Source organism: Bradyrhizobium yuanmingense (assembly GCF_025200905.1).
GTDB classification, from domain to species: Bacteria; Pseudomonadota; Alphaproteobacteria; order Rhizobiales; family Xanthobacteraceae; genus Bradyrhizobium; species Bradyrhizobium yuanmingense.
The window spans coordinates 6,654,079-6,678,575 of record NZ_CP104173.1 but is presented as its reverse complement, the minus strand read 5'-3'; the positions used below and the strand labels follow the sequence as shown (position 1 = coordinate 6,678,575).

Genomic DNA, 24,497 nt, shown 5'->3' with positions numbered 1-24,497 from the left:
GATAAGCCTTCGCCTGTGGTATAGAAATAGAAACTGTCGAAACGCATTGTTTCCTTAAATGCCCCATCAGGACCGGCTGCCATGGCAAAACTTCCAGATTTCGAAGCGCTCGCGATCTTCGCCAAAGTCGTGGAGCTGCGATCATTTGCGGGGGCTGCGAGCGAGCTTGGGATGTCCAAGGCCACGGTGTCCAAGGCGGTCACGCGATTGGAGGAGCGGCTCGGCGCGCGGCTGTTCAACCGCACCTCGCGCCGGCTCGCGCTGACCGATGCCGGCCACAAGCTGGCCGAACGCGCGACGCGCCTCTTGGCCGACGGCGAGGCCGCTGAGAACGAGGCCTTGGCGCAGTCGGTGGCGCCGCGCGGCCTGGTGCGGCTCGCCGTCCCCATGACGTTCGGCATCAAGGCGGTGGCGCCGCTGCTGCCCGAGTTCTTCCAGGCCTATCCGGAAGTCTCCGTCGATCTGCATTTGAGCGATGCGACCGTCGACCTGATCGGCGAAGGTTTCGACATGGCGGTGCGGATCGCGCGGCTGCCGGACTCTTCGCTGATCGCGCGGCGGCTCTTCACCATGCCGCGCTACACGGTCGCCGCGCCGTCCTATCTCAAGAAGCACGGCCGGCCGACGCACCCGATGCATCTCGCCGCGCACAAATGCTTCAGCTACGCCTATCTCTCCACGCCCAACGCGTGGCACTACACCAATTCGGCCGGCGAGCAGGCCAGCGTGCGCCCGGGCGGCCAGCTTCGCGTCAACAACGGCGAAGCCGTGATGCCGGCGTTGATCGCGGGGCTCGGCATCGCCGAGCTGCCGGAATTCATCGTCGGCGAGGCGATCTCGTCGGGCGAGGTCGAAGTCATCCTGAAGGACTGGAAGCAGGCCGAAGGCGCCGTGCACCTCGTTACCCCGCCCGGCGGCCCCCGCCCCGCGCGCGTCGAAGCGCTCGCCGATTTCCTGGCAGCGAAGCTGCCGGGCACATGCAAGCGGCGGCCGCGCGGGAAAAGCAAAGCGTCGTAGGAGCGCGCGCGGCTTCAACGCTCTCCGTCATTGCGAGCGCAGCGAAGCAATCCAGCATGTCTCCTCGGAGAGATTCTGGATTGCTTCGTCGCAAGAGCTCCTCGCAATGACGAACTACGACACCTTCACGCCATGGATCGCGACGACGCGCAGGCTTGGCTTCAGCGTCCCCTCCAATTGCGCCTTCAATTCGTGAACGCGTGGGTCGCTCGACCGCGCCGCACACACACCATATTGATGGACGGATCGCGCCAGCGCGCGCCGCGCTTCCGGCGTTCCCGTCAATTCGGGCGTCGAAAGCCGCAACACGATCGCTGCGAGATTCACCAGCATCTCGTCCAGCGCAACGTCGATAGTCGCCAGATTCCGCATCATCCACTCTCCCTGGGAAGGCAACAGCGGGCCCGGACATGCGTTCCTGAAGGAGCCCGATATGGCTAACGCTTCGTAAACGTCTTGTTCTTGCTGCCTGGCGCGTTAGCCTGGCAGCGAAACAAGAAAATCAGGCGAGGGCAAATCATGGATCGACGCGGTCTCTTGCGTGCGGCTGCGGCATTGCCGCTGACGGAGTTTTTGCCCAGGCAGTTTGCCAAGTTGAAGAAACGCTAGGGCCCTCGCGTTGCGGTCATGAACTTTGTTGTCTATACCCGCGCCGCGTTCTGTTTCCTGCTTCCCGTTTCTCAACAACTCGATGACCGCTACATGATGCTTCGTCTTGTTTGCCTCTTCCTCTTCGCACTGTGCCTGGCCGGCCCCGCGCAGGCGCAAACCAACCAGCCGGCGACGGTTGCCAAGCCGGCAAAGAACGCGCCTCCCAAGCCGGCACCTGCTTCGCAGTCCACGCCGCAAGCTGCAGGACCGTGCGTCGGCGTGATATCGCTGCTGGGCGATCGCTTCATCGTGAAGAAGATCGGCGTGACCGTGTTCGGCAACGAGAACAAGGAGGTTCCGGTCGACGGTTTCGGGCTCGATGACCTCGTTGTTGAACGTGTGAGGGCCGCGGTCGGCTCCGGTTTTGTCGTCCGCAGGATCGCTGCCGATAGATCCGCATTCAGTTCCTACGATCCCGGGCTTGGCATGTTCGTTCGCAGCGACAAGGCCGGCGCCATCGTCCGCCAAGTTGCCGGTCAGGCCGGATGCAAACGCTATGTCGTCGTGATCAAGGGAATACGCCAGGGTGGATTCTTCGGCATCGGTGTCATGAAGGTCAGCCCGCTGTACGACATGGCCGACATCTACGCGGTCATACGGATCTACGTTCATGACGGGCAAAGCTTCGATATTCTGAAGAGCGGCGAAGGCTCGATCAGCGGAAGCAACTTTATGACCGGGCCGCCGACGCTGCGTATCGATTGGGCGCAGTGGCCAGAACCGCCGGAAGCCGCCAACAATCCAGTGATGCGCGCGTCGACGCGGCAACTGCTCGGCAACGTCCTCGACAAGAGCCTGCCCACCCTGTTGCAGTCGCAGTAGTTGGGGAGATGCGGCCAACCGGCCGCCCCCTCCAGGCCCCGCCGGGGAGGGTGCAAGCGCACGGCTATCGCAACATAATCCATTCCGGTTAGGCTGCCTCCCAATCACGAAAACAATCGGGGAGGTACCCACCAATGAACCGCCGCGAACTTCTGAAGGCCGCTGCCGTGCTGCCCCTCGCACAGGCCGCTTGCTCTCGATCAAGCTTTGCCCAAGCTCTTTACCCCTCGCGCAACATCACCATGATCGTTCCGTTCCCGGCCGGCGGACAGGCCGATCTCGCTGCGCGACCGGTCGCGACGGCGTTGGAGCGAATTCTCGGCAAACCCGTGATCGTCGACAACCGGGCGGGAGGCGGCGGCGGATCGGTCGGCAATGCCGCGGCCGCGCGTGCCGAGCCCGACGGTTACACGCTGCTGATGACGCTGTCCTCGCTCGCGGTGCTCCCCGAGGCCGACCGGCTGTTCGACCGACCCGTCGCCTACGAGGTCTCGCAGTTCATGCCGATCGCGCGCGTGCTCGCCGATCCCACGCTGCTCGCGGTGCCGGCCTCGGCGCCCTGGAGAACCGCGCAGGATTTCGTCGAGGATGCGAAGAAGCGGCCGGGCCAGATCGCCTATGGCTCGTCCGGGCCGTACGGCACGCTGCATGTGGCCATGGAGATGTTCGCGAGCAGCGCCGGCATCAAACTGCTGCACGTGCCGTTCCGCGGTGCAGGTCCTGCGCTGACCGCGATCCTCGGCGGCACCGTGCAGGCGATCACCGCTGCACCCGGCACGCTGAAACCGCAGGTCGACGACGGCAAGCTGCGCGTGCTCGGCAATTGCGGCGCGCAGCGCATCGCGAGCTTCCCTGATGTGCCGACCTTCCAGGAGCTCGGCTACAAGGATGTCGAGTTTTACATCTGGGCCGGGCTGTTCGCGCAGAGCGCTCTCCCTGCGCCGATCGCGATTCGCCTGCGCGAGGCGATGACGCAAGTGATGACGAGCCCTGATGTGCTCAAGGCATTCGAGACCTCGGGCAGCCTCGTCGCCTATCAGGACGCGCCGGCCTTCTCTGAGTTCGTCGCGACCGACAGCAAGCGGCTGATCGCGGCGGTGAAGAAGATCGGCAAGGTGGAGTAGGGCCGTTCAGAATTCGCTGCGGACCAGGCCGCGCAGCGTGTGACGGTCGTATCCCGGCGCGAACGCGCCCTCGTACGAGGCCTTGAACGATGTCGCGGTCGTCAGGTCCCACCGGATTTCGGCGCCGGCAAGCGCCACCGTGCGCGCGCGCTCGACGCCGGTGATCGCGAACGGAATGCCGGGTGCGCCTTCCAGCGCCGCCGTCGTGGTTGCCGCGCTGCCGGTAAACTCATGACGAACGGCAATGGTCGCGCCGAACTGTGCCGCGTGGCCATTCGGCATCATCATGCGCTGGCTGCCGCGCAGGCCGGCCGTGCCATAGCCGAGGTCGAAACTGCCGCCTCGCACCAGCTGATTGACCCCCGGCGCACCGGCCTCTGAAAGACTGCCCTGGTGTGTCGCGTACCAATCAGCCTTGGCAAAGGGCTCGGCGACAAGACCCCATCCGGTCTGGAACGGCCGCGAGATGCCCAGCGAAGCGGCAAAGGTGTTTGCACGCGAGGCGGCAGTTGCCGTCTCGCCGAGGAACGCGATCGTGCGCGAGGAGTCGAGTGCCGCAAAGGAATAGCTGATCGCCGATGCGAGATTGAAGCCGCCGGCTTCGCCGCGCGCGTAGACGCCGGCATGCCCGGCATTGGCCTCGATACGGTCGGCGCGGCCGGTCATTCGCAGTTGGCCGGTCGATGCGCCGACCGCGAGGCCTGCCGTAAAGCCCGGCATGTGCCAGAGGTCGGCACCGAGCGCGGCGCCGGCGATGGTCGTGTTGGTTCCGAAGGCAATGTCGCTCGCGGCCACCTTGTCCCAATTGCCATAGCCGCCAAACCAGACGCTCTGCATCGGCGCCGCGCGGCGGCGGTTCAACGCCTTGCCGATCGGGTCCCTGGGCTCCGGCGCGTAGGCGGACGCGGTCATCCGAACGGTCTCGCCGCGCGACTGCGTCCCGGCATTCCACATGAAGCTCTGGAACATGTCGGCCTGATCCGCAACGAAGCGGCGTCCATCGGCGTGGATTTGACCGGCCAGGTCGTCGAGGCCGGCCTTGATGCCTGGCGTATTGAGCGCGGCGAACGTGTTGATCGCAGTGGCCAGCGGTCCCGATGCGCCGCCGAGCTGTGCCTGGTCGAGTGCGCCGGCCACCGCAGCCTGGTTCGGCGTCAGCGCCGACAACGTTCCGAAGCCGCCGATCTGCTGCAGCAGGAAATAGACGTTGTTGGCATCGTAGCTGAGCTGCCCTGTGACTAGCGGGCTGCCAGAGCTCGTGAGCGCCGCGAACGTGCCGCTGACGCCGCCGGCCGCCGAGAGGATGGTGTATTGCGTATTGGCGATAAAGCCCGCGCCGAGCGGCACGATCTGCACTGTGCCGCCGTTGAGCGTCGCGGTGCCCGTTGCCGCTATTCTGTCGGACTGGCCGGCGGGGTTGATCTCGACCTGGAAGGTCGAGCCGGCATTGAAGGCGACGTTGCCGTTGACGTTAAGCGTCCCGATCGAATTGCCGGGTGCGACTATGCCGCCATTGTTGACGACGATTCCGCCGACGGTGCCGGTGCCGCCGAGATAGCCGCCATTGATCGTGACGACCGAGGGCAATGTGCCGTTCACGATCAGGCCGCCCGCGTCCACTGTCGTCGCGCCGTTGAAGGCGGTGGTGCCGGTCAGCGTCCAGACGGAGTTGCCGTTCTTCTTCAGTTGCTCGAACTCGTCATAGTGCAGGCCGGGGCCGAGATTGCCGAGGTCGAACGTGGCGCTGCCAATGCTGCCGAAGTTCAGCGTGTCGGTACCGCTCCCGCCGCGAACATTCCCGGTGATCGTCGCCCCCGGAGCGAGGCCGAGCTGATCATCACCGCCATTCAGCTCGATCGCTCCGCTGCCGCCGCCCGAGATGGTGCCGGCGTTGAAGATGGTGTCGCTGCCGGAAGAGCCCTGGATGGCGAGGAAGAAGCCGCCGGAGATCGTGCCGCCATTGACGAGCGAATTGCCGCCGGCGATGAATTGCACGCCGGTATGGCCGCCGCCGATCGATCCGCTGTCATAGACGAGGACGACATTGCCGCTCGACGTCCCGCTGATCCGCAGTCCCGTCGTGTTTCCTCCGGTGCCGACGGCCGTCCCGCGAATATTGAGGAGATTGTCGTTCGAATTGTCGATGACGATGGCTGCTTCGGCGTTGCCCGTACCCTCCGCGATCGCACCGGCGGCGATCGTCACATTGTTGTGGGTCGATCCGTTGGAGAGCAGGACCGCTCCGCTGGAGGTCGAGACTGTCGCCTGATTGTTGACGGTGACATGCGAGGCGATGGTGGCGTCGAAAACGATCGCAGGTATGCCGGCGCCGGGCAGCAGCGATGTCGTGGTGCCGTCGCCGACATTGACGGTGACGTTGGTGCCGCCGGTGGCGTTGATGTGATCGGTGTTGCCGAGGCCGGTGCAGGTTGCGACATCGCCCGAATTGAGCGCGCCGATCGTGCCGGTGCCTGCCACGGTGCAGGCGGCGCGCGCCGGGCTGGACGTCAGGACCGGGAAGGCAAGCACGAGGGGCGCCAGCGCGGTGGTGACCAGTAGCTTGCGGCGAAAGATTGCGGCCGTGGCGACGTTTTGCGCACAGACCGGTCTTGCAGTCGGCATCGACATTCCCCTCATTGCAGCCCATTGCTAGCGGGAGCGCCGTCATGATTCTTGGCGTCAGGCGAAATGCCTTATGGCGAAAGGCGCAAGAGGCCGGTTTGCTTCTGCCCTGTTGCTGGGGCGCCACGGACCAAGGCGTTAGCGGGAGCTGCCATGGTTCCAGTCGCGCTTTTCACATTTTGTTGTTGGTCCAGAACAAGCTCGCGTCTCATTGATTGAAGAGAATTCGAGAGACTTGGGAAGGATCTGGACATGCGAACAGAGCGGATCGCGCTAGGTGTGGCGCTTGCGGTCGGCGGCATCATGGCGCACAGCGCTGCATCCGCGCAGGAATACCGCGGCACGATGGAACAGCAGATGGCCTGCACACCTGATGTGTGGCGCCTGTGCAGCGATCAGATTCCCGACGTGAACCGCATCGTGGCCTGCTTGCAGCAGAATACGCCACAGCTCTCGAGCGGCTGCCGTGCGGTGTTCCAGTCCAGCAACCAGATGCCGCCGCAGCAACAGGTTCCGCGCGGCCGGGCCGCACCGCCACCACGCTACATTGCTCCGCCGCCTCCACAGCGGCCTTACGACGAGGACGAATAGCGCCGCTCAGGGCCTGTGCTCGCAGACGTCGACCCATTCAGCCGCGGTCAGCTCGGCCATCCGCTCCGGTGTGATGCGCACCGCGCTATGGGTCGAGCCGGCAGCCGGCACGACGACGTCGAATGCCTTCAGCGAGATGTCGCAATAGATCGGCAGCGGCGACTTCAGGCCGAACGGGCAGACGCCGCCGACCTCGTGTCCGGTGATGTCGGCGACTTCCTCCAGACCCAGCATCTTCGGCTTGCCGCCGAACTGCGCCTTGACCTTCTTGTTGTCCATGCGCGAGGTGCCGGCCGCGACGATCAGGATCACGCGCTCGCCGATCCGCAAGCTCAGCGTCTTGGCGATCATTCCCGGCTCGACGCCATAGGCCTCGGCCGCCAGCGCCACGGTCGCGGAGCTGATCGGGGATTCAATGACGGAGATGTCGGGGGCTTTCTCGGCGAAGAAGGCGCGAACGGATTCCAGGCTCATTCCGGGCAGCTCATTCCAATCTTACAGGCGGGCGACGACCCCTAAGCGATTCCCGGCAGCTCGGAGAGGGCGCGGACGCGATGATCCGGCTCAAAGCCGAGCTCGTCCATCTGGGTGCGGATCGCCTTGAACATGGTGAGCGGTGCCACGAGTTCGTTCTCGACGCAAGCCAGCGCCATCGCTTCGGGCGTCACCCGCTCGATCCAGGCAACCTTCAGTCCGAACGATTTTGCCCCGGCGGCGTCCCAGGGATTGGAGGAGACGAACAGAACCTCATCAGGCGCGGTGCCGAGCACCTCGCCGATCAGCTCATAGGCCTGTGGGCTCGGCTTGAAGATCTTTTTCGCGTCGACGCTGATGGTGGCATCGAGCAGGCGGTCGAGCCCGGAATTGCGTACCAGCGCATTGAGCATGTCCGGGCTGCCGTTGGAGAGGATGGCGAGCTTGCGCGGTCTTAAGGCCGCGAGCGTTTCGGCCGCATCCGGATAGAGATCGAGATGCAGATACTTCTCGATCACGCGCTCGAATGCTTCGCTCTCATAGGCGAGTCCGAGCACACGCAGCGTATAGGCGAGCGAGTCGCGCGTGACCGCGTCAAAATCCTGGTAAGCTTGCATCAGCGAGCGCAGCCAGGTGTATTCAAGCTGCTTGATGCGCCAGACCTGCGTGATGATCTCGCCGTAGCCGGGAAACGCATCCTCAGTGACGTCAGCGACCGACTGGATGTCATAGAGCGTGCCATAGGCGTCGAAGACGACGGCTTTGATGGGCATCGGCTGTCCTTCCGGGGTTGTGGTCACAAGAACTCCGATTGGGGCGTGCGTATAATTCGTCAGCTTACCAGAGCAAAGCGGACGTCTGCCACTGCAGGTGTGATCGGCAGCTTGTGACCCAAGACAGACATTGCCGGGTAGTCGCTATAATTTGAACTCTATTCTTCATGCAGACGTGCTTAATTGTAGTTGCAGGGCAAATAAGGCGCTTCGTCCCATGCCGAAATGGCTTGTTGTACTTGTCGCTCTCCTCGCGGCTACGGCCTACGTCCCTCAGGTCCGCCACAGTGTGATCAACTGGCTTAAGACGCACCCTGCGCTCATTGGACCAGCTCTGACCGTCGCCGGAATACTGGCAGTCTTGTATCTGTTCATCGATCCTACCACGGTCCTGTTCTTGGCCGTTGTCGCTGTCGTCTCCGCTCTCGCTGCATTCTTTGACCCAAGAACCTATTCGAGCCGATGAGACCCTCGTATGAACGACAGCTCGCGGCCCTTGAAGCTTCGTACAGGGAGTTGCTTCTGTCGGCACTACAGGGGTGCGCTAAGGGACAGTGGGGACTCTTCGGCTCGTACGAACGAGTTGGTTTGCGCGACCCCGCACGGGAGGAGCTCCTTGAATTAGGCTCCAAAATCGAGCGCCTGCGCCACAAGTGCGGCATTGAACCCTTCCAGCTCCACGAGCGGTTCCTGCAGATGGGCTCTCGCCTTTCAAACACTCCGGGTGAGCCGAAATTGGCTCAGCGGTGGTTGGACGAACTGACGTAAGCAATCACGCGGTTATGGCCCTTACACAAATGCGCACAGTTTTCCTGCTCTGGCATAGCTATCCGCGCGAAGATGCTCTGGATGAGAATGATACCGAAGATAAACTCGTCGGGGTCTATAGCAGCGCGGCCGAAGCAGATGCAGCAAGACTGCGCAAGCTGCGCTTTGAGGTCTTTCGCGACTATCCCGATAATTTCCAAGTCAGCGAGATGGAAATCGACAAGGACGCGTGGAGCGAAGGATTCGTCTCCGTGAAAACGTAAAGCGAATATCTCATCGAGCATGGAAGAGCACTCTTTCGTCGTGCCTAAAGAGCGTGAGAGCAATCGCTCCGATACGCGCCCGTTGATTTGGTGGTTCGTCCTCGCCCTTATAGCGCTAGTTGCGTCGCAAGTTATGCGGCTGCATCAACATCAAGCGGCAAGTTGGCTTCTCTGGGACTATGTGGGTCGGATCACTGCTCTCACCATTTTGGCGGCAGTGCCTTCCGCTCGGATCGCTGCATTTCGAACAGGTGGACGTCAAATTTCACTTTTTGAGATTGTCCTTTGGATCGTCGGAATTTGCTTGCTAGATCGCTTTGTCCAGTTGCCGCAATCTTCCCTCAATGCGGCATTCCCTACAACCGTTCTCGGCGCATATCCGCACCCGACCGGATGGCTAAAAGCGTTCGATCTTTTTTTAGGCTTAGCCTTGGTAGCTATCAGCGAAGAAGTCATATTTCGCCGATACATCCGGCTAGCATTCCAGCCTTATCTGGGTGACGGCATTTTTGCCGTTCTCACGACGTCAGTTTTGTTCGGCGCAATTCATTGGTGGGCCGGCCTTGGTAATGTCCTTTCTGCGGCTACTGTTGGCCTTTTCCTCATGTTAATGCTGCGGCGGTCGGGTGTGCTATGGCCGGTGGCGCTCGCGCATTACCTGCTAGATTTGATCAATTTCGCCTAACGCGCCTTGCAGGTTCGGAAGTCATACGACTGCTCCTGGCCCGAAGGGGCCGACGCGATACCTCCGTCGGATGTCGGCTGCTCGGGGTGTAACGGACCCGATATGCTCGACCTGAGTTCTTCCGGGCGTGACCCGAAGCGGACCTGATGCTTTCAGTTTCCGAGGCCACTCGAGCAGCCATATCCGAGGCAATAGTTGTAGATCAGGCGACCTTTGATCCCTAGTTCGCGCGGAGCCTCTGCAGCCGCTTCACGGCAAATTCGTCGCCTGGATTTAGTCTTAAGACGGTCTCGTAGTCGCGATACGCACGATCAAGCTCACCTGCCCGTTCATAGGCTAGCCCTCGGTACCTGAGGGCTGTAGTCGAATTGGGGTCGAGTTCGACAGCCTTATCCAAGCTTTCGATCGCGGCCTTCTCATTCTTCAATGTGATCTGAGCGACTCCGACGCCCACGCGAAGTCGATAGGTATCGCTTCGCGTGAGATGTCCGAGTGCCAACGCCTTGTCGTAATCCTCCAGCGCGGTTTGCGGTCGGCCCGAACGATTGTAGGCCTCGGCCCTTCCAAGCATGAATAGACCTGATGTCGGCTCAAGCTTTATCGCTTCGTCAAACCGTGTGATCGCTTCGTCAAATTTGCCCTGCTCCATAAGCGCCAGCCCCTGACCGTTGGGGAAAGCTCCGTTATCCGGGAACAGCCTCGCCGCAGCGGTGTAGTCGGCCAGCGCAAGCTCGAAGTGACCTCGGTGGTGATAGAAAAAGCCGCGGTCCCGATAAGCGCGCTGGTCGGTAGAGCCGACCATTTCGACGGCCGCGGTAAAATCGGCTTCGGCTTGGTCCCATCTTTTTGCCAGCTGAGCGGTTACACCCCTCATCAGCAGCAGCTCCGCCCGGTCCTTGAGACTGAATGGCTGCTCGAGCCCTTTGGAGTAGATTTGAATGGCTCGGTCAAAGTCCAGCTTGCTTACGGCAACGGCAGCAGCCGTCTGGTAAGTCTCGGCGTCAGACGCAATTGCCGCAGAACAGAAGGGCCAGAGCACGGACAGGAAAGCAATCCCGCGCAGGACCCGCCTTAGCTCTAAACCCACTTTCATTTGCTGCTCCGGGCTGAAAGACGCTCTTGCCGATGGTAACTCAATCGGCAGCAAGGCCCCATGGAGCACTGCAACGTTAACGCGGATTTCGGTTAAACAATCGTCAAGCGAGTAGAGGCTATTCGCCATTGCGAAGCTGGATAGCGTGACCTTCGCATGTCATTTGTTGGCCCAAGTCGGACGCAAGTCGAGTTGCGGCAACGCGCTGCTATCAGGGGCGGAGCAGACTTCGCACGACGAGTAGCGCGAGCTAGCCGGTCGGCTGACGTCCTGGCCGCGTCCAGGTCGCCCGCTCTGCGAACACCCGGCTGACCTCCGCCATGTGCTCGGTGCCCCACGTGCAGAGCGGCACCAGCGCTTCGGCGAGGCTCTGGCCCAGAGGCGTGAGGCTATAGTCCACCCGCGGCGGCACCTCCTTGTAGTCGGTCCGCTTCACCAGGCCATCGGCCTCCAGCTCCTTGAGCTGCTGGATCAGCACCTTGTCGCTGACGTCGCGTATGGCGCGCCGAAGCTCGCCGTAACGGGTCGGTCCGTCCTGGGCGACGAAGTACAGGATCAGCGGCTTCCACTTGCCCGAGACGACCCGCAAGGTCGCATCCAGGCCGCAGGTGAAGCCGGGCAGATTCGGCGTGCAACGTTGGACGTCTGCTTGGGCTTGCGCCGGTGGGGAGATGAGGTCTGAACGATCTGACGACATTTTTTGGGCACTTACCAAAAGGTGCATACTTGTCGATAGGTGGGTACGCCGCCAGCTCAGTGCAACCTCAATGAAGGAGCACATCATGAGCAGACTACAAGGCAAGACGGCGGTGGTGACGGGCGGCGGAACGGGCATCGGGCTCGGAGCCGCCAAACGGTTCGTCGATGAAGGCGCATTCGTCTATCTCTTCGGGCGACGGCAGGAGCCGCTCGATGCTGCGCTCGCGCAGCTGGGGTCCTCGGCGCGTGCCGTCAGGGGTTCGGTCACCGATCTGTCCGACCTCGACCGACTGTATGCGACGGTGAAAGCCGAACGCGGCAATGTCGACGTTCTGTTCGCCAATGCCGGGACCGGCGCGTTTGCGCCGCTCGGCCAGATCACGCCCGAGCACTATGATCAGATCTTCGATGTCAACGTGAAGGGGCTGGTGTTCACCGTGCAGAAAGCCCTGCCGTTGATGCGCAGGGGATCGTCGATCATCCTGACCGGCTCGAGCACGGGCGTGATGGGGACGCCGCAGTTCAGCATCTACAGCGCGACCAAGGCCGCAATCCGCAATCTGGCGCGCAGCTGGGCGCTGGACCTGCGCGGCACGGGCATCCGCGTCAACGTGCTGTCGCCGGGGCCGACCAAGACGGAGCTGGCGCTGGAGGTCGTGGGCGAGGAAGCGTTCGATGCACTCGGCAGCGCCACGCCCATCGGGCGCGTCGGCGACCCCAGCGAGACCGGCGCGGTGGCCGCATTCCTGGCGTCCTCGGACAGCAGCTACATGACCGGCGGCGAGGTCTTTGTCGATGGAGGCTTGGCTCAAGTCTGAAGCCTTCGTCTGAGTGCGAGGGCTTTGGTCAATGGGATCGAAGCCCTCATGCGCTGCGATGAGGATACGATTAGAGCGAAATGGCTTTAGGTTGAATTGATCGGTGGGGCTCGTTCACCTCTCCCGCTTGCGGAGAGGCATAGGCGGCCTCTGGCCGCCGTTCTCTAAGACGCCGATGCTTCGCATCGGCTATGGCGCCGGGTGAGGGCTTTGCCTCTTGGGGATTGTCCCATTGCGGAAGCACCCTCTCCCGACTCGCTCCCGCAAGCCTGCGGGAGAGAGGGCACCTCTGTTGTTGCAGCGATCAAGCACTCGGCGAGCCATACGTGATGCCGCTGTCCGATCAGATGCGTCATGAGAAAGCTCCCCGCATCATCTTCGGTGGCGCCCACGCAGAGCCCGCCGTTGCGTCATACTATTGCGTGGTCCCATCCGCCGTAATGCGCGGCGCTACGGGTGCCGCGTGGCAGGCTCAGCCCGATGAGGAGGACACCGGTTGCAACGTTGGCTATCGTCGCGATTGTCGTGGCGCCGTCGAGGACAAAGGGGGAGATTGCCACCCATGCTCCGAGCGCGACGTTGGCGAACCGCGCGGCACGCGCCACCTCCGCCATCGCCGTAACGGCGACGAGGATGACAAGGCAGCCGGTGATATGGTCGCTGAAATAGAGGATCGGGCTCGTGCCGAAGGCAAGCGGCGTGATCATCAGCAGCATTCCAAGGAAAGAGCTCGCGACCAGCGTCCAGGGAAAATTGACGCCGCCGGTGACGATATCGCGCAGCACCGCCGATAACGGGCGGTCGAGATCGGGCGTCGGCGCCTGCTTCTCGGAGAGCGCCGGGCCACCGCGCCAGAAAGTGCGCCAGAACGGCTGGCCCGCCTGCTTCGCGCCCCAAAGATACTGACAGCTCGCCAGTACCTCATCTATCGAATAGGGGATGAGCACTATCGTGATCGCGGCCTGGATGATGCAGAGCGTACACAGTGCACCGATCAAAGGGGGCTGGATAATGATGAAGCTGACGCTCACGAGCCCGAGCGGGATAACCAGTAGGCCGAACAGAATCACCATCCATGGCATTGTGCGCCAGCGGCGACGGTCGCCGATCGCGCCTGCCAGGGCATCTAGCGCGTAGGCGAAGGCGCCAAACCCGGCATCGGCGACCGGAAAGCCCTTCGAGACCCAGGAGGTCACCACCGCCTCGCTGCCATTGGCGACCGCTGCATCACCTGGGCCGAAGAAAGGATCCCACAAGCCGTCGATATGACCGAGTTGATAGGCGGCGAGATAGCGCGAGACGAACAGGCCGACAAAGGCCAGAGCAATGATGTGGAGGCGCTGGCTGAATGTGGATGGCGAGTAGGTCCAGCCGAGGGGGCGATCATCGTCGGCGGCGAGGGCTTGGCGGCTGATGCCCGGTGTTGGAGGAACCATCACCGCGAGCGTCACGATCAGCATGCCAGCAAGCGTATCGGTGGCGTAGGCTCCAGCGCTCGTGGTCCAGAACACGAGAGGTGCGAATATGACCCATATGCCGACGGCAGCGGTGAGCCACTGCAACCAGCGCCAGCGCCGACGCATGCCGATGAGTGCGAACGCGACGACAAGAATGCCGGACACGATCTCGCTGATGCCGAGCCTGCCGTCACGTGTCTCGGGCGAAGCGATCTCATGTCCCAGCGCCGGTGGAATTGGCGCCGCGGATGGATCGAAGAGACCAAGCGTGACAGGCGAGGCGACGAGCCACAGTCCAATCGCTGCATTGGTCAGCGGCGCCCAGAGCGTGCGCGCCCGATGCCGTTCCGTCTCGGCCTCAACCTCATCTTTCGAAGGCTCCACCGATTGCCGCAGTCTCTCCGCGGCCTGGTCGAGCTCGGGTTCGGAAGCGGCGACCGTCGCAGGATGAAGTTTGTTCGTCTCGTACCAGTCCGTCGGGTCGACCTTAAGCCGCCGGATCATTTCGGGCAGCGTGGCGGTCAGACTGTGTCGGGGTTTCCACCCCAAGAGGCTCCTCGCTCGCGAAGTATCGATCTCATAATGGTCGTCGGCATTCTCGATCATCCACGACTTGATGTCGGTATCCTGATCGAGAACCTTCTCCTGCATCCAAGTGCCGAGCTTCGTCATCTCTTTCGGGAGGGACATCGTCCGCCATCTCTCCCCATGCACAAGCTGGCCAATCCGCCTCTGCATCTCGTCGTAACTCGGCGTTTCCTCTTCGCCAATGAGCAGTGTCGTTTCATCAGCAAGATCATTGCGTCGATCGACCACGCGTACCACGGCCTCGACGAGGTCGTTCTTGTGGAGATAGGGCTGGCCAGTGGTGATGTCGCCGGTGAAGAGATAAGCGGTCGGCAAGCGCTCGAAGATGCGGGCGATCTGCTGCGCGATGAATGCCGCACGGCAATCCTCGTCATAGACACCTGCAAGCCTCAGGATCGCGACCTTGATGTTGCCATGCTCGTTCAGGATCAGGGTCTCGGTCTTCGCCTTTGACTGCGGATAGGCCCAAGCTGGTTCGATCGGCGAATCTTCATCGATCTTTCTTCCCTTTGCCGAGCTAGGAGCATGCACGAGCAGCGTGCTCGAGAAGACGAACTGCTCCGTGTCGAATGCCTGAAGGGCCGCCAGCAGTCGGCGCGTTCCCTGAACGGTGACGGCATCGTATCTCGGGTTGTCCTCGCCGGTCGTGTCGTAATAGGCGGCAAGGTGAATGACCGAGGCGATCCGACGGCCTGTTCGCGCACGAACCTGGTCCAGCGCCTTCGCCACGATTGCATCCGAGGTGAGGTCGATCTCAATCGTCTCGATGCCGGACAACGGCTTCTTAGGGCGGCTGACATCGAGGCCGATGACCTGGTAACGATCCATCAAGCCGCGCGCGATCGCCTGGCCGAGAAAGCCGCTGCTGCCGGTGATCAGGACGGTGGGGCGAGACATGGCATTCGCTGCTCAACGTGTCTTAGCGAACGACCCGGGTACCCGAAAGTTTCCCTCCAACCTGCTTTTGCGTCCTGGATCGCCGGAGTATCACGCGCCCCATCCACCTACTTCGACGCCGCTGGTGAGCAGCCCAAGCTTGAATCGGGTGGAATCACACAACGTCGTGAGGTCGATGTGGACCGCGGCCCGGCCGCCAGCCTGAAAGAACTGTGGGTACGATGTCGGTCGCTCTGACGTACCCAGAGGATCCGGAGCAGGCGGCGCGCGTCGTGTTCGAGGTACTCTACGCGCCGTCCGAATCCGGACCAGAGATGGAAGGGATACGCTAGGCTACGCCAGCCGAGATGTACCCCGTGGCCAAACCTAGTTGCATGCCGGTTTCATGGAAGCGGATCGTCTAGATCCCCAGCAGCTTGCGCGCGTTCGCCTTCAACACCTTCGGCCGGATTTCGTCGCGGATCTCGATCTTGGCGAAATCGGACAGCCAGCGGTCCGGCGTGATCACCGGCCAGTCCGAGCCGAACAGCATCTTGTCCTGCAGAATCGAGTTGATGTAGCGCACCAGGATCGGCGGGAAATACTTTGGCGACCAGCCCGACAGGTCGATGTAGACGTTCGGCTTGTGGGTCGCGACCGAGAGCGCCTCTTCCTGCCAGGGGAAGGATGGGTGGGCGAGAATGATCTTGAGGTCGGGGAAATCGGCCGCGACATCGTCCATGTACATCGGGTTGGAATATTTCAGCCGCATGCCCATGCCGCCGGGCATGCCGGAGCCGACGCCGGTCTGGCCGGTGTGGAACAGCGCGATCGCGCCGCCATTGTTGATCTCCTCATAGAGCGGATAGGCCATGCGGTCGTTGGCGTAGAAGCCCTGCATGGTCGGGTGGAATTTGAAGCCGCGCACGCCGTATTCCTCGATCAGCTTGCGCGCCTCGCGGGCCCCGAGCTTGCCCTTGTGCGGGTCGATCGAGACGAAGGGGATGAGCACGTCGAGATGCTCGGAGGCGATCTCCAGCATCTCCTCGTTCTTGTAGCGGCGGAAGCCGGTCTCGCGCTCGGCATCAACAGGGAAGATCACCGCGGCGATGTTCTTGGAGCGGTAATAGGCCGCGGTCTCCGGCACGGTCGGCGGATGCTTGTGCGGCGACTTGAAATACTCCGCCATCTGCGCCTGGAAATCGTCATAGCCGTCGTCGGGATGGGTGCCGCAGGGCTCCTCGGCATGGGTGTGGATGTCGATGGCGACGACTTTGTCGATATCAGGCAGCTTCAGCTTCGGCATGGGTGTCCTCCCGACGGGTTGCCGAATTGATTATAGGATATAACGAATTTGGCAAGGCGCTGGTGGCGGCGAAAGCGCAGGTAGCGACAGTCTTTGCCGGGCCTGACCTCCAATGCGCCGGATCGGGCCGATCCGGCCGCTTCTACTGTGCATGGGGTTGTTTTCGCGATTTTGCTCGTTGGGAGCCGGGCAGTTAACATTGACATGACCTCCCGCCATGCCTTAAGAACCGCTCCGTCCCGGGCGGTCGGTCCGCCAGCGGGAAAAATCTCATTTTGCCACATTCGCGCGTGCCGAAACGGTAGTGCCGAACACGGCCTTTCGAACGTTCAGGATTCTGCCATGAAGGTCCGTAACTCGCTGAAATCGCTGCGCGGTCGCCATCGCGCCAACCGCCTGGTCCGCCGCAAGGGCCGGGTCTATGTGATCAACAAGGTGCAGCGCCGCTTCAAGGCGCGCCAAGGCTGATCTGAGCGGCTGATCACGCCCCGCCGGGAGCCTTCGCGCGCCCCGCAAGACCACGGTCTCACACGAGTTTGACGCCGCCTTTGCTTTGCAAGGGCGGCTTTGCGCGTTTAGACTTCCACCATGGCAGTGAGATTCCGTTTCGCGCGCACCCTGTGTCTGGCCCTCGTGCTGGGAACCGCCGGCCTTGCGCCGGCGGCCCTGGCCCAGCAGGTCGAGCCGCCCGGCAAGCAGAAGAAGCTGCCGGAGGCGCCGTCAAAGCTGCCGAAGGTCGACCGCAGCAAGAATCTCGATTTCCTGTTCGGCGCGCTGAAGGCGGCGCCCGACGAGGCCAGCGCCAAGCATGTCGAGGCGCGGATCTGGGCGATCTGGCTGCAGACCCCGAGCGACACCGCCGCGCTCCTGATGTCTCGCGCCAAGACCGCCGTCGATGCGAAGAAGATCGACGTCGCGATCAAGCTCCTGGATTCGATCATCAAGCTCAGGCCCGATTACATCGAAGCCTGGAACCGGCGTGCGACGCTCTATTACATGCAGAACGATTATGGCCGCTCGCTCGCGGACATTCAGCAAGTGCTGATCCGAGAGCCCCGCCATTTCGGCGCGCTCGCCGGCCTCGGCATGATCATGCAGGAGGTCGGGGACGAGAGGCGCGCGCTCGAGGCCTACCGCAAGGCGCTCGCCGTCAATCCGCACCTGGAAAAGATCCCCGACCAGGTCAAGGCGCTGACCGAAAAGGTCGAAGGCCGCGACATCTAGCTATAACTCGATCATATCTTGAGCGATCGCGGCCGCCGCGGATTAACCACGATCCGAGCCGGGACGTTGCAAGGACTATTGCAAGGCCTGTTGCAGGCCTACCTGCATGGCAGGAGCGAAAGCCATGAAGCATTTGATGGTCGCAGCGACGTTGCTGCTCGCGTCGGGGACGGTGAGCTTCGCCGACGGACTGTTCTGGGTGGTCGGCAACCGTGCCACCGGCAAATGCGCCATCGTGACCAGCAATCCAGTCATCATTGGCGACATCTGGTTCGGCGACGGTCCCTACAAGTCCAAGGCCGATGCCAAGCTTGCGCGCTCGACGATTCGCGTCTGTCCCCCGGTCACGCCCGAGGAAGAAAAGCAGGAGGAGGGGGCGAACTAGGCTGCGCTTAATGCAGCACGCTGCTGCCGCGCTCGACCAGGCCGCGGTCGGCGGCTGCGGCGTAGGCCTTTGCCAGCTCGGTCTCGAGATGCTCGTTGATCAGGAGCAGCGCCCGCACCGCACCGCGCAGGTCGCCGTTGCAGCTCGCGACGATTTCGTCGATTGCAGTATCGTTCGATCTGAAGCTCATCGAAATTCTCCGGTTCAAACCAGGACAATCCTGCCGGTCTTTCCCGCATCCCCCTGATGTTGCGGGGAGGATCGGCGCCCACCCGCGCCTAGATGGCGGAACCGACCATGGCGATTATATGGAAGCTGCGATGACGCCCGCATGAAGCTGGTCCGAAGCTTGCGTGCGGCTTAGAATGGCTCTGATTTCATTGAGTTTTCTCGATCAGCAATTATGCACATATCCACAGCCCCAGCATTTTTGGTGGAAGCGCGCACCGCCGGCGGCGAAACTGCCGGCCGAGCAGACCCGTAACTGCCCCGTGCCCAGGATCACCCGGATTCTCTCCATGATCGTGATGTCAGTCGTGACGGCGCTGGTCCTGCTGGCGCTGCTCACGCAGGCCGGAATCGTCGCCGTGCAGCGGGCCTTTCCGCCGCAGGGGCGCATGGTCGAGGTCGAGGGCGCCGCGCTTCACGTCGTCGAGATCGGCCCGCGCGAGGCCGCCCCGCCGATCGTGATGCTGCACGGCGCGAGCTCCAACCTCGAAGCGATGCGGCGGCCGCTCGGCGATCTCCTCGCCCGGGATCATCGCGTGATTCTGATCGACCGCCCCGGCCATGGCTGGAGCACGCGCGCAAGCCGGCAGGATTCGACGCCGCAGATTCAGGCGCGCATGATCGACGAGGCGCTCGGCAAGCTCGGGATCGATCGCGCGGTCTTCGTGGTGCATTCCTGGAGCGGCGCCCTCGGCGCGCGGATCGCGCTCGATCACCCGCGCCGCGTGGCAGGTCTCGTGATGCTCGCGCCCGTCACGCATCCCTGGCGCGGCGGTGTCGGGCGCTACAACGAGATCATCGCAACGCCCGTGATCGGCCCGCTGCTCGCCTACACCATCACGCTGCCGCTCGGCTATTTCATCACCGAAGCCGGGGCCCGCAACGTGTTCCTGCCGCAGATCATGCCGGATGGTTTCGTGCAGGACTCCGCGACACCGCTCTTACTGCGCCCGCGCGAGTTCATCGCCAATGCCTATGATCTGGTGACGCTGAAGGAGTCGGTCGCCGCGCAAGTCGCGCGCTATGGCGCGATTACGGCGCCTGTTACGATCATCGCCGGCGAGCCCGACAAGACGGTGAGAACCAACATCCACGCGCGTCCGTTCGCCGCGGCTGTGTCGAATGCAAAGCTGATCGTGCTGCCCGATCTCGGCCACATGGTGCAGAACGCCGTGCCGGATCTCGTGAAGGCGGAGATCGAGACGATGATCGGAAACATCGCCCCGGCGCAGGCGGTCGCCGACTAAAGCATTTTTCGAGCGAAGTGGAAACCGGTTCGCGCGAAGAAACGCGTCAGAACAAGAAAGCCAGAGCTTCGATTCTGGTCCGATCAGAACCGAAGCTCTAGCGTCCGCCTCGTGCGCGCTTACTGCTTGATCTTCCCGTCCTTGTCGTATTGGGCAAGGAAGGCCCAGAGATTGTTGATCTCGGTCTCGTTCTTGATGCCGGCGAACGCCATCTTGGTGCCGGGGATCTTGGCCTTAGGATCCTTGATGTATTCCTTGAACGTGGCCTCGTCCCAGGTGATGCCGGAATTCTTGTTGGCGTCCGTGTAGCTATAGCCCTCAACCGCGCCCGACTTGCGGCCGTTGAGGCCGTTGAGCTCCGGGCCAACCTTGTTCTTGGCGCCTTCGCCGATCGCGTGGCAGGCCAGGCACTTGTTGAACGATGTCTTGCCGGCCGCGACATCCTGCGCCATCGCGGCGGGTGCGGTGGCAATGACGGTGAGGATTGTCACCGCGCCGAAAGTCAGTTTTGTCATAAGTGTGCTCTTCGTCTCTTCCCGGGTCAGATGGAGGGTCGTGGTTTTGGCAGGTCCGGTGCAAGTGGACAAGCCGCGAAACTCTGACAGGTTTCCTGCTAGCAGACTTGCCCCAGAGAGAACTTGCGCTGCAACAAAGCAATGCGACCTTCGGAGGACCTACCCAAAGTCCGCAAGACATGATTGATTTGCCGAGATAATTCCATCCGTCGGACGAAGGCTTCTTAAAATGGCCATCATGATGCCCGCAAGCGACCAGGCCGTGCTGGCGCGTCGCAGCGAAATCGTCGCCGCCTTGCGCGCAATCGTGCCGGGCGAGGGCGTGATCGACAGCCTCGCCGAGATGCGGGCCTATGAATCCGACGGGCTGACCGCCTATCGGCAGCCGCCGATGGTCGTGGTGCTGCCCGATACGACCGAGCAGGTCTCTCTCGTCCTGAAATATTGTGCCGCGCAAGGCATCAAGGTGGTTCCGCGCGGCTCCGGCACCTCGCTGTCCGGTGGCGCGCTGCCCCTCGAGGACGGCGTGCTGCTCGGCCTCGGCAAGTTCAAGCGCATCCGCGAGATCGATTTCGACAACCGCGTCGTCGTCACCGAGCCCGGCGTCACCAACCTCGCAATCAGCCAGGCGGTCGCCCATGCCGGCTTCTATTACGCGCCCGATCCGTCCTCGCAGATCGCCTGCTCGATCGGCGGCAACGTAGCGGAAAATTCCGGCGGCGTGCACTGCTTGAAATACGGCATGACCACCAACAACGTGCTCGGCTGCGAGATCGTGCTGATGAGCGGCGAGATCCTGCGCATCGGCGGCAAGGGCTGCGAGAATCCCGGCTATGACCTGATGGGCGTCATCACCGGTTCCGAGGGCCTGCTCGGCGTCATCACGGAGATCACGGTGCGCATCCTGCAGAAGCCGGAAACGGCGCGCGCGCTGATGGTCGGCTTTGCGCAGGTCGAGGCGGCCGGCGAATGCGTGGCCCGCATCATCGGCGCCGGCATCATCCCCGGCGGCATGGAGATGATGGACAAGCCCGCGATCCACGCCGCGGAGGCCTTCGTCCATGCCGGCTACCCGCTCGATGTCGAAGCGCTGCTCATCATCGAGCTCGACGGGCCCAAGATCGAGGTCGACGAGCTGATCACGCGCGTCGAGGCCATTGCGAACGCCTGCGGCTCGACCACCTGCCAGATCTCGACTTCGGAGGCCGAGCGCAACCTGTTCTGGGCCGGCCGCAAGGCCGCGTTCCCCGCCGTGGGCCGCATCTCACCCGATTATCTCTGCATGGACGGCACCATCCCGCGCGGCGCGCTGCCGAAGGCGCTGGCGCGCATCCGCGAGCTCTCGGAAAAGTACCAGCTCGGCTGCGCCAACGTGTTCCACGCCGGCGACGGCAATCTGCACCCCCTGATCCTCTACGATGCCAACAAGCCCGGCGAGATCGAGCGCGCCGAAGCCTTCGGCGCCGATATCCTGCGCGCCTGCGTCGAGTTCGGCGGCGTGCTCACCGGCGAGCACGGCGTCGGCATTGAGAAGCGCGACCTCATGCCCGACATGTTCAGCGAGATCGACCTCAACCAGCAGCAGCGCCTGAAATGCGCCTTCGACGCGCAGGGCCTGCTCAATCCCGGAAAAGTATTTCCGACCCTGCACCGTTGCGCCGAGCTCGGCCGCATGCACGTCCACGCGGGTAAGCTGGCGTTCCCGGATTTGCCGCGGTTCTAGGCTCCACCGTGACGGGTGCAACCTCTCCCAGCATGACGGATTTGATGCTCGGGACGACAGCGGCGTGTTGGTCGCCTACTGCGCCAGCGCCAGGATGCCGCCGGCAAATGCGTGCCACGCCGCCGTTTCGCTGACCGGCCAGTTGAGCACCTTCACCGCCAGAAGCGCGAGCGTGCCCGTGATGTACACCGGATGCATGCGGCCCTCGGCGCGCCAGTCGCGCACCATGGCGACGACGAGCAGAAGGGAGGCGACCACAGCAGGCGCGATCGTCACGGGCACCGGCGGCGGGCCGGACGGTCCTGATGGTGCGAGGAAGGTCAGGAACCAGCGCGCGATCGCGGCGTCGAGGATCGAGACCGCCGCGAGCAGCATCAGGCGCTTGTGAACCTCGAGCCTGCGCGCGTTCATGATGGCGAGCGCGAACACCACGGCAAAGAATGCGATGCCGCTCAGCGGCACGATCGAGAAGGCGATGCCTGCATCGGCCTGTCCGAGCGCCGCGGCCTTCTTCATCGACGTCACGGACGCGAAGAAGCCAGAAATGACCATCGCGGTCGCAAGCGAGACGCCGACGATGCCGAACGAGCGGTGATTGACCACACGGCCGGAGGCTGCGAGCCAGGTCTGGAGCACGAAATAAAGCGACCAGGTGAAGAACAAGAGTCCGTGAAAATGGATCACCGGGCTTGCGGACAATGTCCGGTGAGCGAGCGGCACCCAATAGGTCGGTGCGAAGCCGAGAAAGGCAGTGGCGGCGCAGGCGAGCGCCATGTGGAGATAAAAATATCGTGCAGGCGACGCATCACGCGCGCGTACACGACGGTCGTCAATCAGGGTCGTCATCAGGGGTGAGTCTGGAGAGGCGGGGTTTGGTTCAAGCTGCGGGATGCTGTGTGTGACTCGGCGCACATTGCAGAGCGCCCAAACTCTTGTCGGGACGACAGCGGAGAGACATCATCCGCCCGCGCTCAATTCTGCGCGATCGAGCTCCTCCTCGAGCCGATGAAACGCATCGTCGCCGATCACCTCGGTGGCGCGCAGGTCGAAGATCGCCTTGCGCGCGGCCTCGATAGCGCGGCGGCGCAGGGGATCGGCGGGCAGTTCGCCCTTGCTGATGCCGCCGTTGGGATCGGTCTCGGCCTGCATCAGGATGGCGCGATATTCGAGCCGCAGGATTTCCGCCTCCTCCGACGGATCGCTCTCGATCGCATCGAGCGCGGCGCGATAGGCCACGGCGCGGCCGCGGGCGACCTCGATGCCGACGGGATCGTCGTCCTTGAGGTTGAAAGCGAGGATCAGCGGCCGCAGCGTCAGGCCCTGGATCACCAGCGATCCCAGCACCACCGCAAACGCGATGAAGACGATGAAGTCACGATAGGGAAAGTTTTCCGGCAGGGCAAAGGCGGTGGCGAGCGTGACGAGGCCGCGCATGCCGCACCAGGAGATGATGAGCCCGCCCTTGGGCGAGGCCACCTGCTGCGGATCCTTGGGATGATAGAGCCCCTGCGCGATCAGCACCCGCAGGCTCGTGCGATAGAACGTCACCCAGAACAGGCGTACCAGGATCACCGTAAGCAGGATCCAGGCGGCGGCCACGCAATATTCCCAGCGCACGTCCGCATCCAGCCGCGTCCAGATCGGCCGCATCTGCATGCCGATCAGCATGAAGGCGAGCACGTTGAGCACGAACACGGTCGTCTCCCACACCGCATAGGACGGCACCCGCAGCCGCGCCGGGATGCGCGCCGGTGCGGTGCGCGCGACCGTGATGGCGTAGACCACGATGGTGAGGATGCCGGAGAGACCGAGATGCTCGGCGGCGATCCAGACCATGAAGGTGGTGGCGAACTGCACGATGATGGCGCTCGGCGCCTCCGTCACCCGCTCCATGAACAGCGGAATGATGCGGCCTGCGGCCAGACCAGCGATGACGCTGCCGACCAGCGCCAGCGCCATGGTCGGGGCGACCTGGCTCCAGGTCAGATGCTCGGTGGCGACCGCGCCGACGGCGATGCGATAGATCAGCAGCGCGCTGGCATCGTTGAGCAGGCTTTCGCCCTCCAGCACCTTGACCATGCGGTGGGGCAGCTTGACCTGGCTCAGGATCGCAACCGCAGCGGCCGCATCCGGCGGCGCCACGATGGCGCCGAGCGCGACCGCGGCGGCCCAGGGCATGTCGGGCATCAGCCGGTGCGCGACATAGGCCACGGCGGCCGTGGTCAGGCCGACCGCGGCCACCACCAGGGTCGAGACCGGAACCCAGTTCTTGCGAAGGTCGCGCAGCGACGTGTCGAAGGCGGCATCGAGCAGGACCGGCGCGACAAAAAGGGCAAGGGCGAGGTCCGGCTCCAGCGTCCAGGACGGGCTCGCCGGCACGAAGGCGATCAGCGCGCCGCCGATGGCGAGAAAGGTCGGGTAGGGCACCTTGATCCGCCGCGCCAGCGCCGATAAGCCAACCGCGCCGAGCAGCAACACAATGATCCATTCGAATGTCGACACGATGATCCCCGAAGCCGATTTCAGCGGCGCCACAAGCTAGCACCAA

24 protein-coding genes are annotated in these 24,497 nt (G+C 63.1%); 12 read left to right on the top strand and 12 right to left on the bottom strand.

The annotated features are described in order from the left end of the window. Nucleotides 1–81 precede the first annotated feature (81 nt). Nucleotides 82–1,017, top strand: coding sequence for a LysR family transcriptional regulator (locus tag N2605_RS30940; protein ID WP_035997402.1), 936 nt, complete (start codon nucleotides 82–84; stop codon nucleotides 1,015–1,017). 114 nt (nucleotides 1,018–1,131) lie between these two features. On the opposite strand, the gene N2605_RS30935 is transcribed toward N2605_RS30940, so the two are convergent. Continuing rightward, nucleotides 1,132–1,389, bottom strand: coding sequence for a hypothetical protein (locus N2605_RS30935; RefSeq protein ID WP_036021169.1), 258 nt, complete (start codon nucleotides 1,387–1,389; stop codon nucleotides 1,132–1,134). 255 nt (nucleotides 1,390–1,644) lie between these two features. Here N2605_RS30935 and N2605_RS30930 point away from each other — a divergent pair, with 255 nt between their 5' ends. After that, a complete protein-coding gene (locus tag N2605_RS30930) occupies nucleotides 1,645–2,490 on the top strand; it encodes an alpha/beta hydrolase family protein (RefSeq protein WP_260344699.1) in 846 nt (281 codons plus the stop codon). Between the two features lie 134 nt (nucleotides 2,491–2,624). After that, entirely contained in the window at nucleotides 2,625–3,614 is a 990-nt protein-coding gene (locus N2605_RS30925) for a Bug family tripartite tricarboxylate transporter substrate binding protein (protein WP_225146301.1), read from the top strand. A 6-nt stretch (nucleotides 3,615–3,620) separates the two neighbouring features. Here N2605_RS30925 and N2605_RS30920 read toward each other — a convergent pair whose 3' ends face one another. Next, nucleotides 3,621–6,236 carry an autotransporter outer membrane beta-barrel domain-containing protein gene (locus tag N2605_RS30920; RefSeq protein ID WP_260344697.1) on the bottom strand — a complete coding sequence of 872 codons (2,616 nt, stop codon included), beginning with the start codon at nucleotides 6,234–6,236 and terminating at the stop codon, nucleotides 3,621–3,623. Nucleotides 6,237–6,488: 252 nt separating this feature from the next. Between N2605_RS30920 and N2605_RS30915 the strand changes: the two genes are divergently transcribed. Further along, complete coding sequence (locus N2605_RS30915) at nucleotides 6,489–6,827, top strand: hypothetical protein (protein WP_035997417.1); 339 nt, start codon at nucleotides 6,489–6,491, stop codon at nucleotides 6,825–6,827. 6 nt (nucleotides 6,828–6,833) lie between these two features. On the opposite strand, the gene N2605_RS30910 is transcribed toward N2605_RS30915, so the two are convergent. Continuing rightward, complete coding sequence (locus N2605_RS30910; RefSeq protein WP_035997420.1) at nucleotides 6,834–7,301, bottom strand: YbaK/EbsC family protein; 468 nt, start codon at nucleotides 7,299–7,301, stop codon at nucleotides 6,834–6,836. A 41-nt stretch (nucleotides 7,302–7,342) separates the two neighbouring features. Further along, nucleotides 7,343–8,074, bottom strand: coding sequence for a haloacid dehalogenase type II (locus N2605_RS30905; protein ID WP_035997422.1), 732 nt, complete (start codon nucleotides 8,072–8,074; stop codon nucleotides 7,343–7,345). A gap of 797 nt (nucleotides 8,075–8,871) precedes the next feature. Here N2605_RS30905 and N2605_RS30900 point away from each other — a divergent pair. After that, nucleotides 8,872–9,105, top strand: a complete 234-nt coding sequence (locus N2605_RS30900) for a DUF7336 domain-containing protein (protein ID WP_260344694.1) — start codon at nucleotides 8,872–8,874, stop codon at nucleotides 9,103–9,105. Between the two features lie 19 nt (nucleotides 9,106–9,124). Further along, the gene (locus tag N2605_RS30895; RefSeq protein WP_225146304.1) at nucleotides 9,125–9,790 is read left to right on the top strand and encodes a CPBP family intramembrane glutamic endopeptidase; all 666 of its coding nucleotides are present in this window, start codon (nucleotides 9,125–9,127) and stop codon (nucleotides 9,788–9,790) included. 220 nt (nucleotides 9,791–10,010) lie between these two features. Here the strand turns inward: N2605_RS30895 and N2605_RS30890 are convergent, their stop codons facing one another. Then, the gene (locus tag N2605_RS30890) at nucleotides 10,011–10,883 is read right to left on the bottom strand and encodes a tetratricopeptide repeat protein (protein WP_162131141.1); all 873 of its coding nucleotides are present in this window, start codon (nucleotides 10,881–10,883) and stop codon (nucleotides 10,011–10,013) included. 250 nt (nucleotides 10,884–11,133) lie between these two features. Beyond that, a complete protein-coding gene (locus N2605_RS30885) occupies nucleotides 11,134–11,505 on the bottom strand; it encodes a winged helix-turn-helix transcriptional regulator (protein WP_036021178.1) in 372 nt (123 codons plus the stop codon). Nucleotides 11,506–11,665: 160 nt separating this feature from the next. Here N2605_RS30885 and N2605_RS30880 point away from each other — a divergent pair, with 160 nt between their 5' ends. Beyond that, entirely contained in the window at nucleotides 11,666–12,400 is a 735-nt protein-coding gene (locus N2605_RS30880; RefSeq protein ID WP_225126554.1) for an SDR family NAD(P)-dependent oxidoreductase, read from the top strand. A gap of 410 nt (nucleotides 12,401–12,810) precedes the next feature. On the opposite strand, the gene N2605_RS30875 is transcribed toward N2605_RS30880, so the two are convergent. Both N2605_RS30875 and N2605_RS30870 read right to left on the bottom strand, forming a co-directional pair. Continuing rightward, nucleotides 12,811–15,342, bottom strand: coding sequence for an NAD-dependent epimerase/dehydratase family protein (locus tag N2605_RS30875; protein ID WP_260344688.1), 2,532 nt, complete (start codon nucleotides 15,340–15,342; stop codon nucleotides 12,811–12,813). Nucleotides 15,343–15,742: 400 nt separating this feature from the next. Next, nucleotides 15,743–16,627, bottom strand: a complete 885-nt coding sequence (locus tag N2605_RS30870; RefSeq protein WP_036021159.1) for an amidohydrolase family protein — start codon at nucleotides 16,625–16,627, stop codon at nucleotides 15,743–15,745. Between the two features lie 342 nt (nucleotides 16,628–16,969). Here N2605_RS30870 and ykgO point away from each other — a divergent pair, with 342 nt between their 5' ends. From ykgO to N2605_RS30855, 3 genes are all read left to right on the top strand, one after another. Continuing rightward, a complete protein-coding gene (ykgO, locus tag N2605_RS30865; RefSeq protein ID WP_006611362.1) occupies nucleotides 16,970–17,095 on the top strand; it encodes a type B 50S ribosomal protein L36 in 126 nt (41 codons plus the stop codon). Between the two features lie 120 nt (nucleotides 17,096–17,215). Further along, nucleotides 17,216–17,851: a tetratricopeptide repeat protein gene (locus tag N2605_RS30860; protein ID WP_057028269.1), complete on the top strand. Its 636-nt coding sequence runs from the start codon at nucleotides 17,216–17,218 to the stop codon at nucleotides 17,849–17,851. A gap of 124 nt (nucleotides 17,852–17,975) precedes the next feature. Then, nucleotides 17,976–18,236 (top strand): hypothetical protein, encoded by a 261-nt coding sequence (locus tag N2605_RS30855; protein ID WP_036021163.1) that lies wholly within the window; start codon nucleotides 17,976–17,978, stop codon nucleotides 18,234–18,236. A 7-nt stretch (nucleotides 18,237–18,243) separates the two neighbouring features. On the opposite strand, the gene N2605_RS30850 is transcribed toward N2605_RS30855, so the two are convergent. Beyond that, nucleotides 18,244–18,426 (bottom strand): hypothetical protein, encoded by a 183-nt coding sequence (locus tag N2605_RS30850; RefSeq protein ID WP_028180446.1) that lies wholly within the window; start codon nucleotides 18,424–18,426, stop codon nucleotides 18,244–18,246. Between the two features lie 328 nt (nucleotides 18,427–18,754). Here N2605_RS30850 and N2605_RS30845 point away from each other — a divergent pair, with 328 nt between their 5' ends. Beyond that, nucleotides 18,755–19,711, top strand: a complete 957-nt coding sequence (locus N2605_RS30845) for an alpha/beta fold hydrolase (protein ID WP_036021165.1) — start codon at nucleotides 18,755–18,757, stop codon at nucleotides 19,709–19,711. A 119-nt stretch (nucleotides 19,712–19,830) separates the two neighbouring features. On the opposite strand, the gene cycA is transcribed toward N2605_RS30845, so the two are convergent. Further along, a complete protein-coding gene (cycA, locus tag N2605_RS30840; protein ID WP_035997470.1) occupies nucleotides 19,831–20,226 on the bottom strand; it encodes a cytochrome c-550 CycA in 396 nt (131 codons plus the stop codon). Between the two features lie 229 nt (nucleotides 20,227–20,455). Here cycA and N2605_RS30835 point away from each other — a divergent pair, with 229 nt between their 5' ends. Then, the gene (locus tag N2605_RS30835; RefSeq protein WP_074447681.1) at nucleotides 20,456–21,949 is read left to right on the top strand and encodes an FAD-linked oxidase C-terminal domain-containing protein; all 1,494 of its coding nucleotides are present in this window, start codon (nucleotides 20,456–20,458) and stop codon (nucleotides 21,947–21,949) included. A gap of 75 nt (nucleotides 21,950–22,024) precedes the next feature. Here the strand turns inward: N2605_RS30835 and N2605_RS30830 are convergent, their stop codons facing one another. Next, nucleotides 22,025–22,795 (bottom strand): hypothetical protein, encoded by a 771-nt coding sequence (locus N2605_RS30830; RefSeq protein WP_260344632.1) that lies wholly within the window; start codon nucleotides 22,793–22,795, stop codon nucleotides 22,025–22,027. Nucleotides 22,796–22,906: 111 nt separating this feature from the next. Next, nucleotides 22,907–24,484, bottom strand: coding sequence for a cation:proton antiporter (locus N2605_RS30825; protein WP_260344630.1), 1,578 nt, complete (start codon nucleotides 24,482–24,484; stop codon nucleotides 22,907–22,909). Between the last annotated feature and the right edge of the window lie 13 nt (nucleotides 24,485–24,497).

What these genes read in the sequence shown, in the direction of transcription:
- N2605_RS30920 (WP_260344697.1), bottom strand. Translation starts at nt 6,236, where the DNA reads ATGCCGACTGCAAGACCGGTCTGTGCGCAAAACGTCGCCACGGCCGCA.
- N2605_RS30940 (WP_035997402.1), top strand. Translation starts at nt 82, where the DNA reads ATGGCAAAACTTCCAGATTTCGAAGCGCTCGCGATCTTCGCCAAAGTC.
- N2605_RS30835 (WP_074447681.1), top strand. Translation starts at nt 20,456, where the DNA reads ATGGCCATCATGATGCCCGCAAGCGACCAGGCCGTGCTGGCGCGTCGC.
- N2605_RS30830 (WP_260344632.1), bottom strand. Translation starts at nt 22,795, where the DNA reads ATGACGACCCTGATTGACGACCGTCGTGTACGCGCGCGTGATGCGTCG.
- N2605_RS30850 (WP_028180446.1), bottom strand. Translation starts at nt 18,426, where the DNA reads ATGAGCTTCAGATCGAACGATACTGCAATCGACGAAATCGTCGCGAGC.
- N2605_RS30870 (WP_036021159.1), bottom strand. Translation starts at nt 16,627, where the DNA reads ATGCCGAAGCTGAAGCTGCCTGATATCGACAAAGTCGTCGCCATCGAC.
- N2605_RS30890 (WP_162131141.1), bottom strand. Translation starts at nt 10,883, where the DNA reads ATGAAAGTGGGTTTAGAGCTAAGGCGGGTCCTGCGCGGGATTGCTTTC.
- N2605_RS30930 (WP_260344699.1), top strand. Translation starts at nt 1,645, where the DNA reads ATGAACTTTGTTGTCTATACCCGCGCCGCGTTCTGTTTCCTGCTTCCC.
- N2605_RS30915 (WP_035997417.1), top strand. Translation starts at nt 6,489, where the DNA reads ATGCGAACAGAGCGGATCGCGCTAGGTGTGGCGCTTGCGGTCGGCGGC.
- cycA (WP_035997470.1), bottom strand. Translation starts at nt 20,226, where the DNA reads ATGACAAAACTGACTTTCGGCGCGGTGACAATCCTCACCGTCATTGCC.
- N2605_RS30860 (WP_057028269.1), top strand. Translation starts at nt 17,216, where the DNA reads ATGGCAGTGAGATTCCGTTTCGCGCGCACCCTGTGTCTGGCCCTCGTG.
- N2605_RS30925 (WP_225146301.1), top strand. Translation starts at nt 2,625, where the DNA reads ATGAACCGCCGCGAACTTCTGAAGGCCGCTGCCGTGCTGCCCCTCGCA.
- N2605_RS30875 (WP_260344688.1), bottom strand. Translation starts at nt 15,342, where the DNA reads ATGTCTCGCCCCACCGTCCTGATCACCGGCAGCAGCGGCTTTCTCGGC.
- N2605_RS30895 (WP_225146304.1), top strand. Translation starts at nt 9,125, where the DNA reads ATGGAAGAGCACTCTTTCGTCGTGCCTAAAGAGCGTGAGAGCAATCGC.
- N2605_RS30905 (WP_035997422.1), bottom strand. Translation starts at nt 8,074, where the DNA reads ATGCCCATCAAAGCCGTCGTCTTCGACGCCTATGGCACGCTCTATGAC.
- N2605_RS30900 (WP_260344694.1), top strand. Translation starts at nt 8,872, where the DNA reads ATGCGCACAGTTTTCCTGCTCTGGCATAGCTATCCGCGCGAAGATGCT.
- N2605_RS30880 (WP_225126554.1), top strand. Translation starts at nt 11,666, where the DNA reads ATGAGCAGACTACAAGGCAAGACGGCGGTGGTGACGGGCGGCGGAACG.
- N2605_RS30855 (WP_036021163.1), top strand. Translation starts at nt 17,976, where the DNA reads ATGAAGCATTTGATGGTCGCAGCGACGTTGCTGCTCGCGTCGGGGACG.
- N2605_RS30845 (WP_036021165.1), top strand. Translation starts at nt 18,755, where the DNA reads ATGATCGTGATGTCAGTCGTGACGGCGCTGGTCCTGCTGGCGCTGCTC.
- N2605_RS30910 (WP_035997420.1), bottom strand. Translation starts at nt 7,301, where the DNA reads ATGAGCCTGGAATCCGTTCGCGCCTTCTTCGCCGAGAAAGCCCCCGAC.
- ykgO (WP_006611362.1), top strand. Translation starts at nt 16,970, where the DNA reads ATGAAGGTCCGTAACTCGCTGAAATCGCTGCGCGGTCGCCATCGCGCC.
- N2605_RS30935 (WP_036021169.1), bottom strand. Translation starts at nt 1,389, where the DNA reads ATGCGGAATCTGGCGACTATCGACGTTGCGCTGGACGAGATGCTGGTG.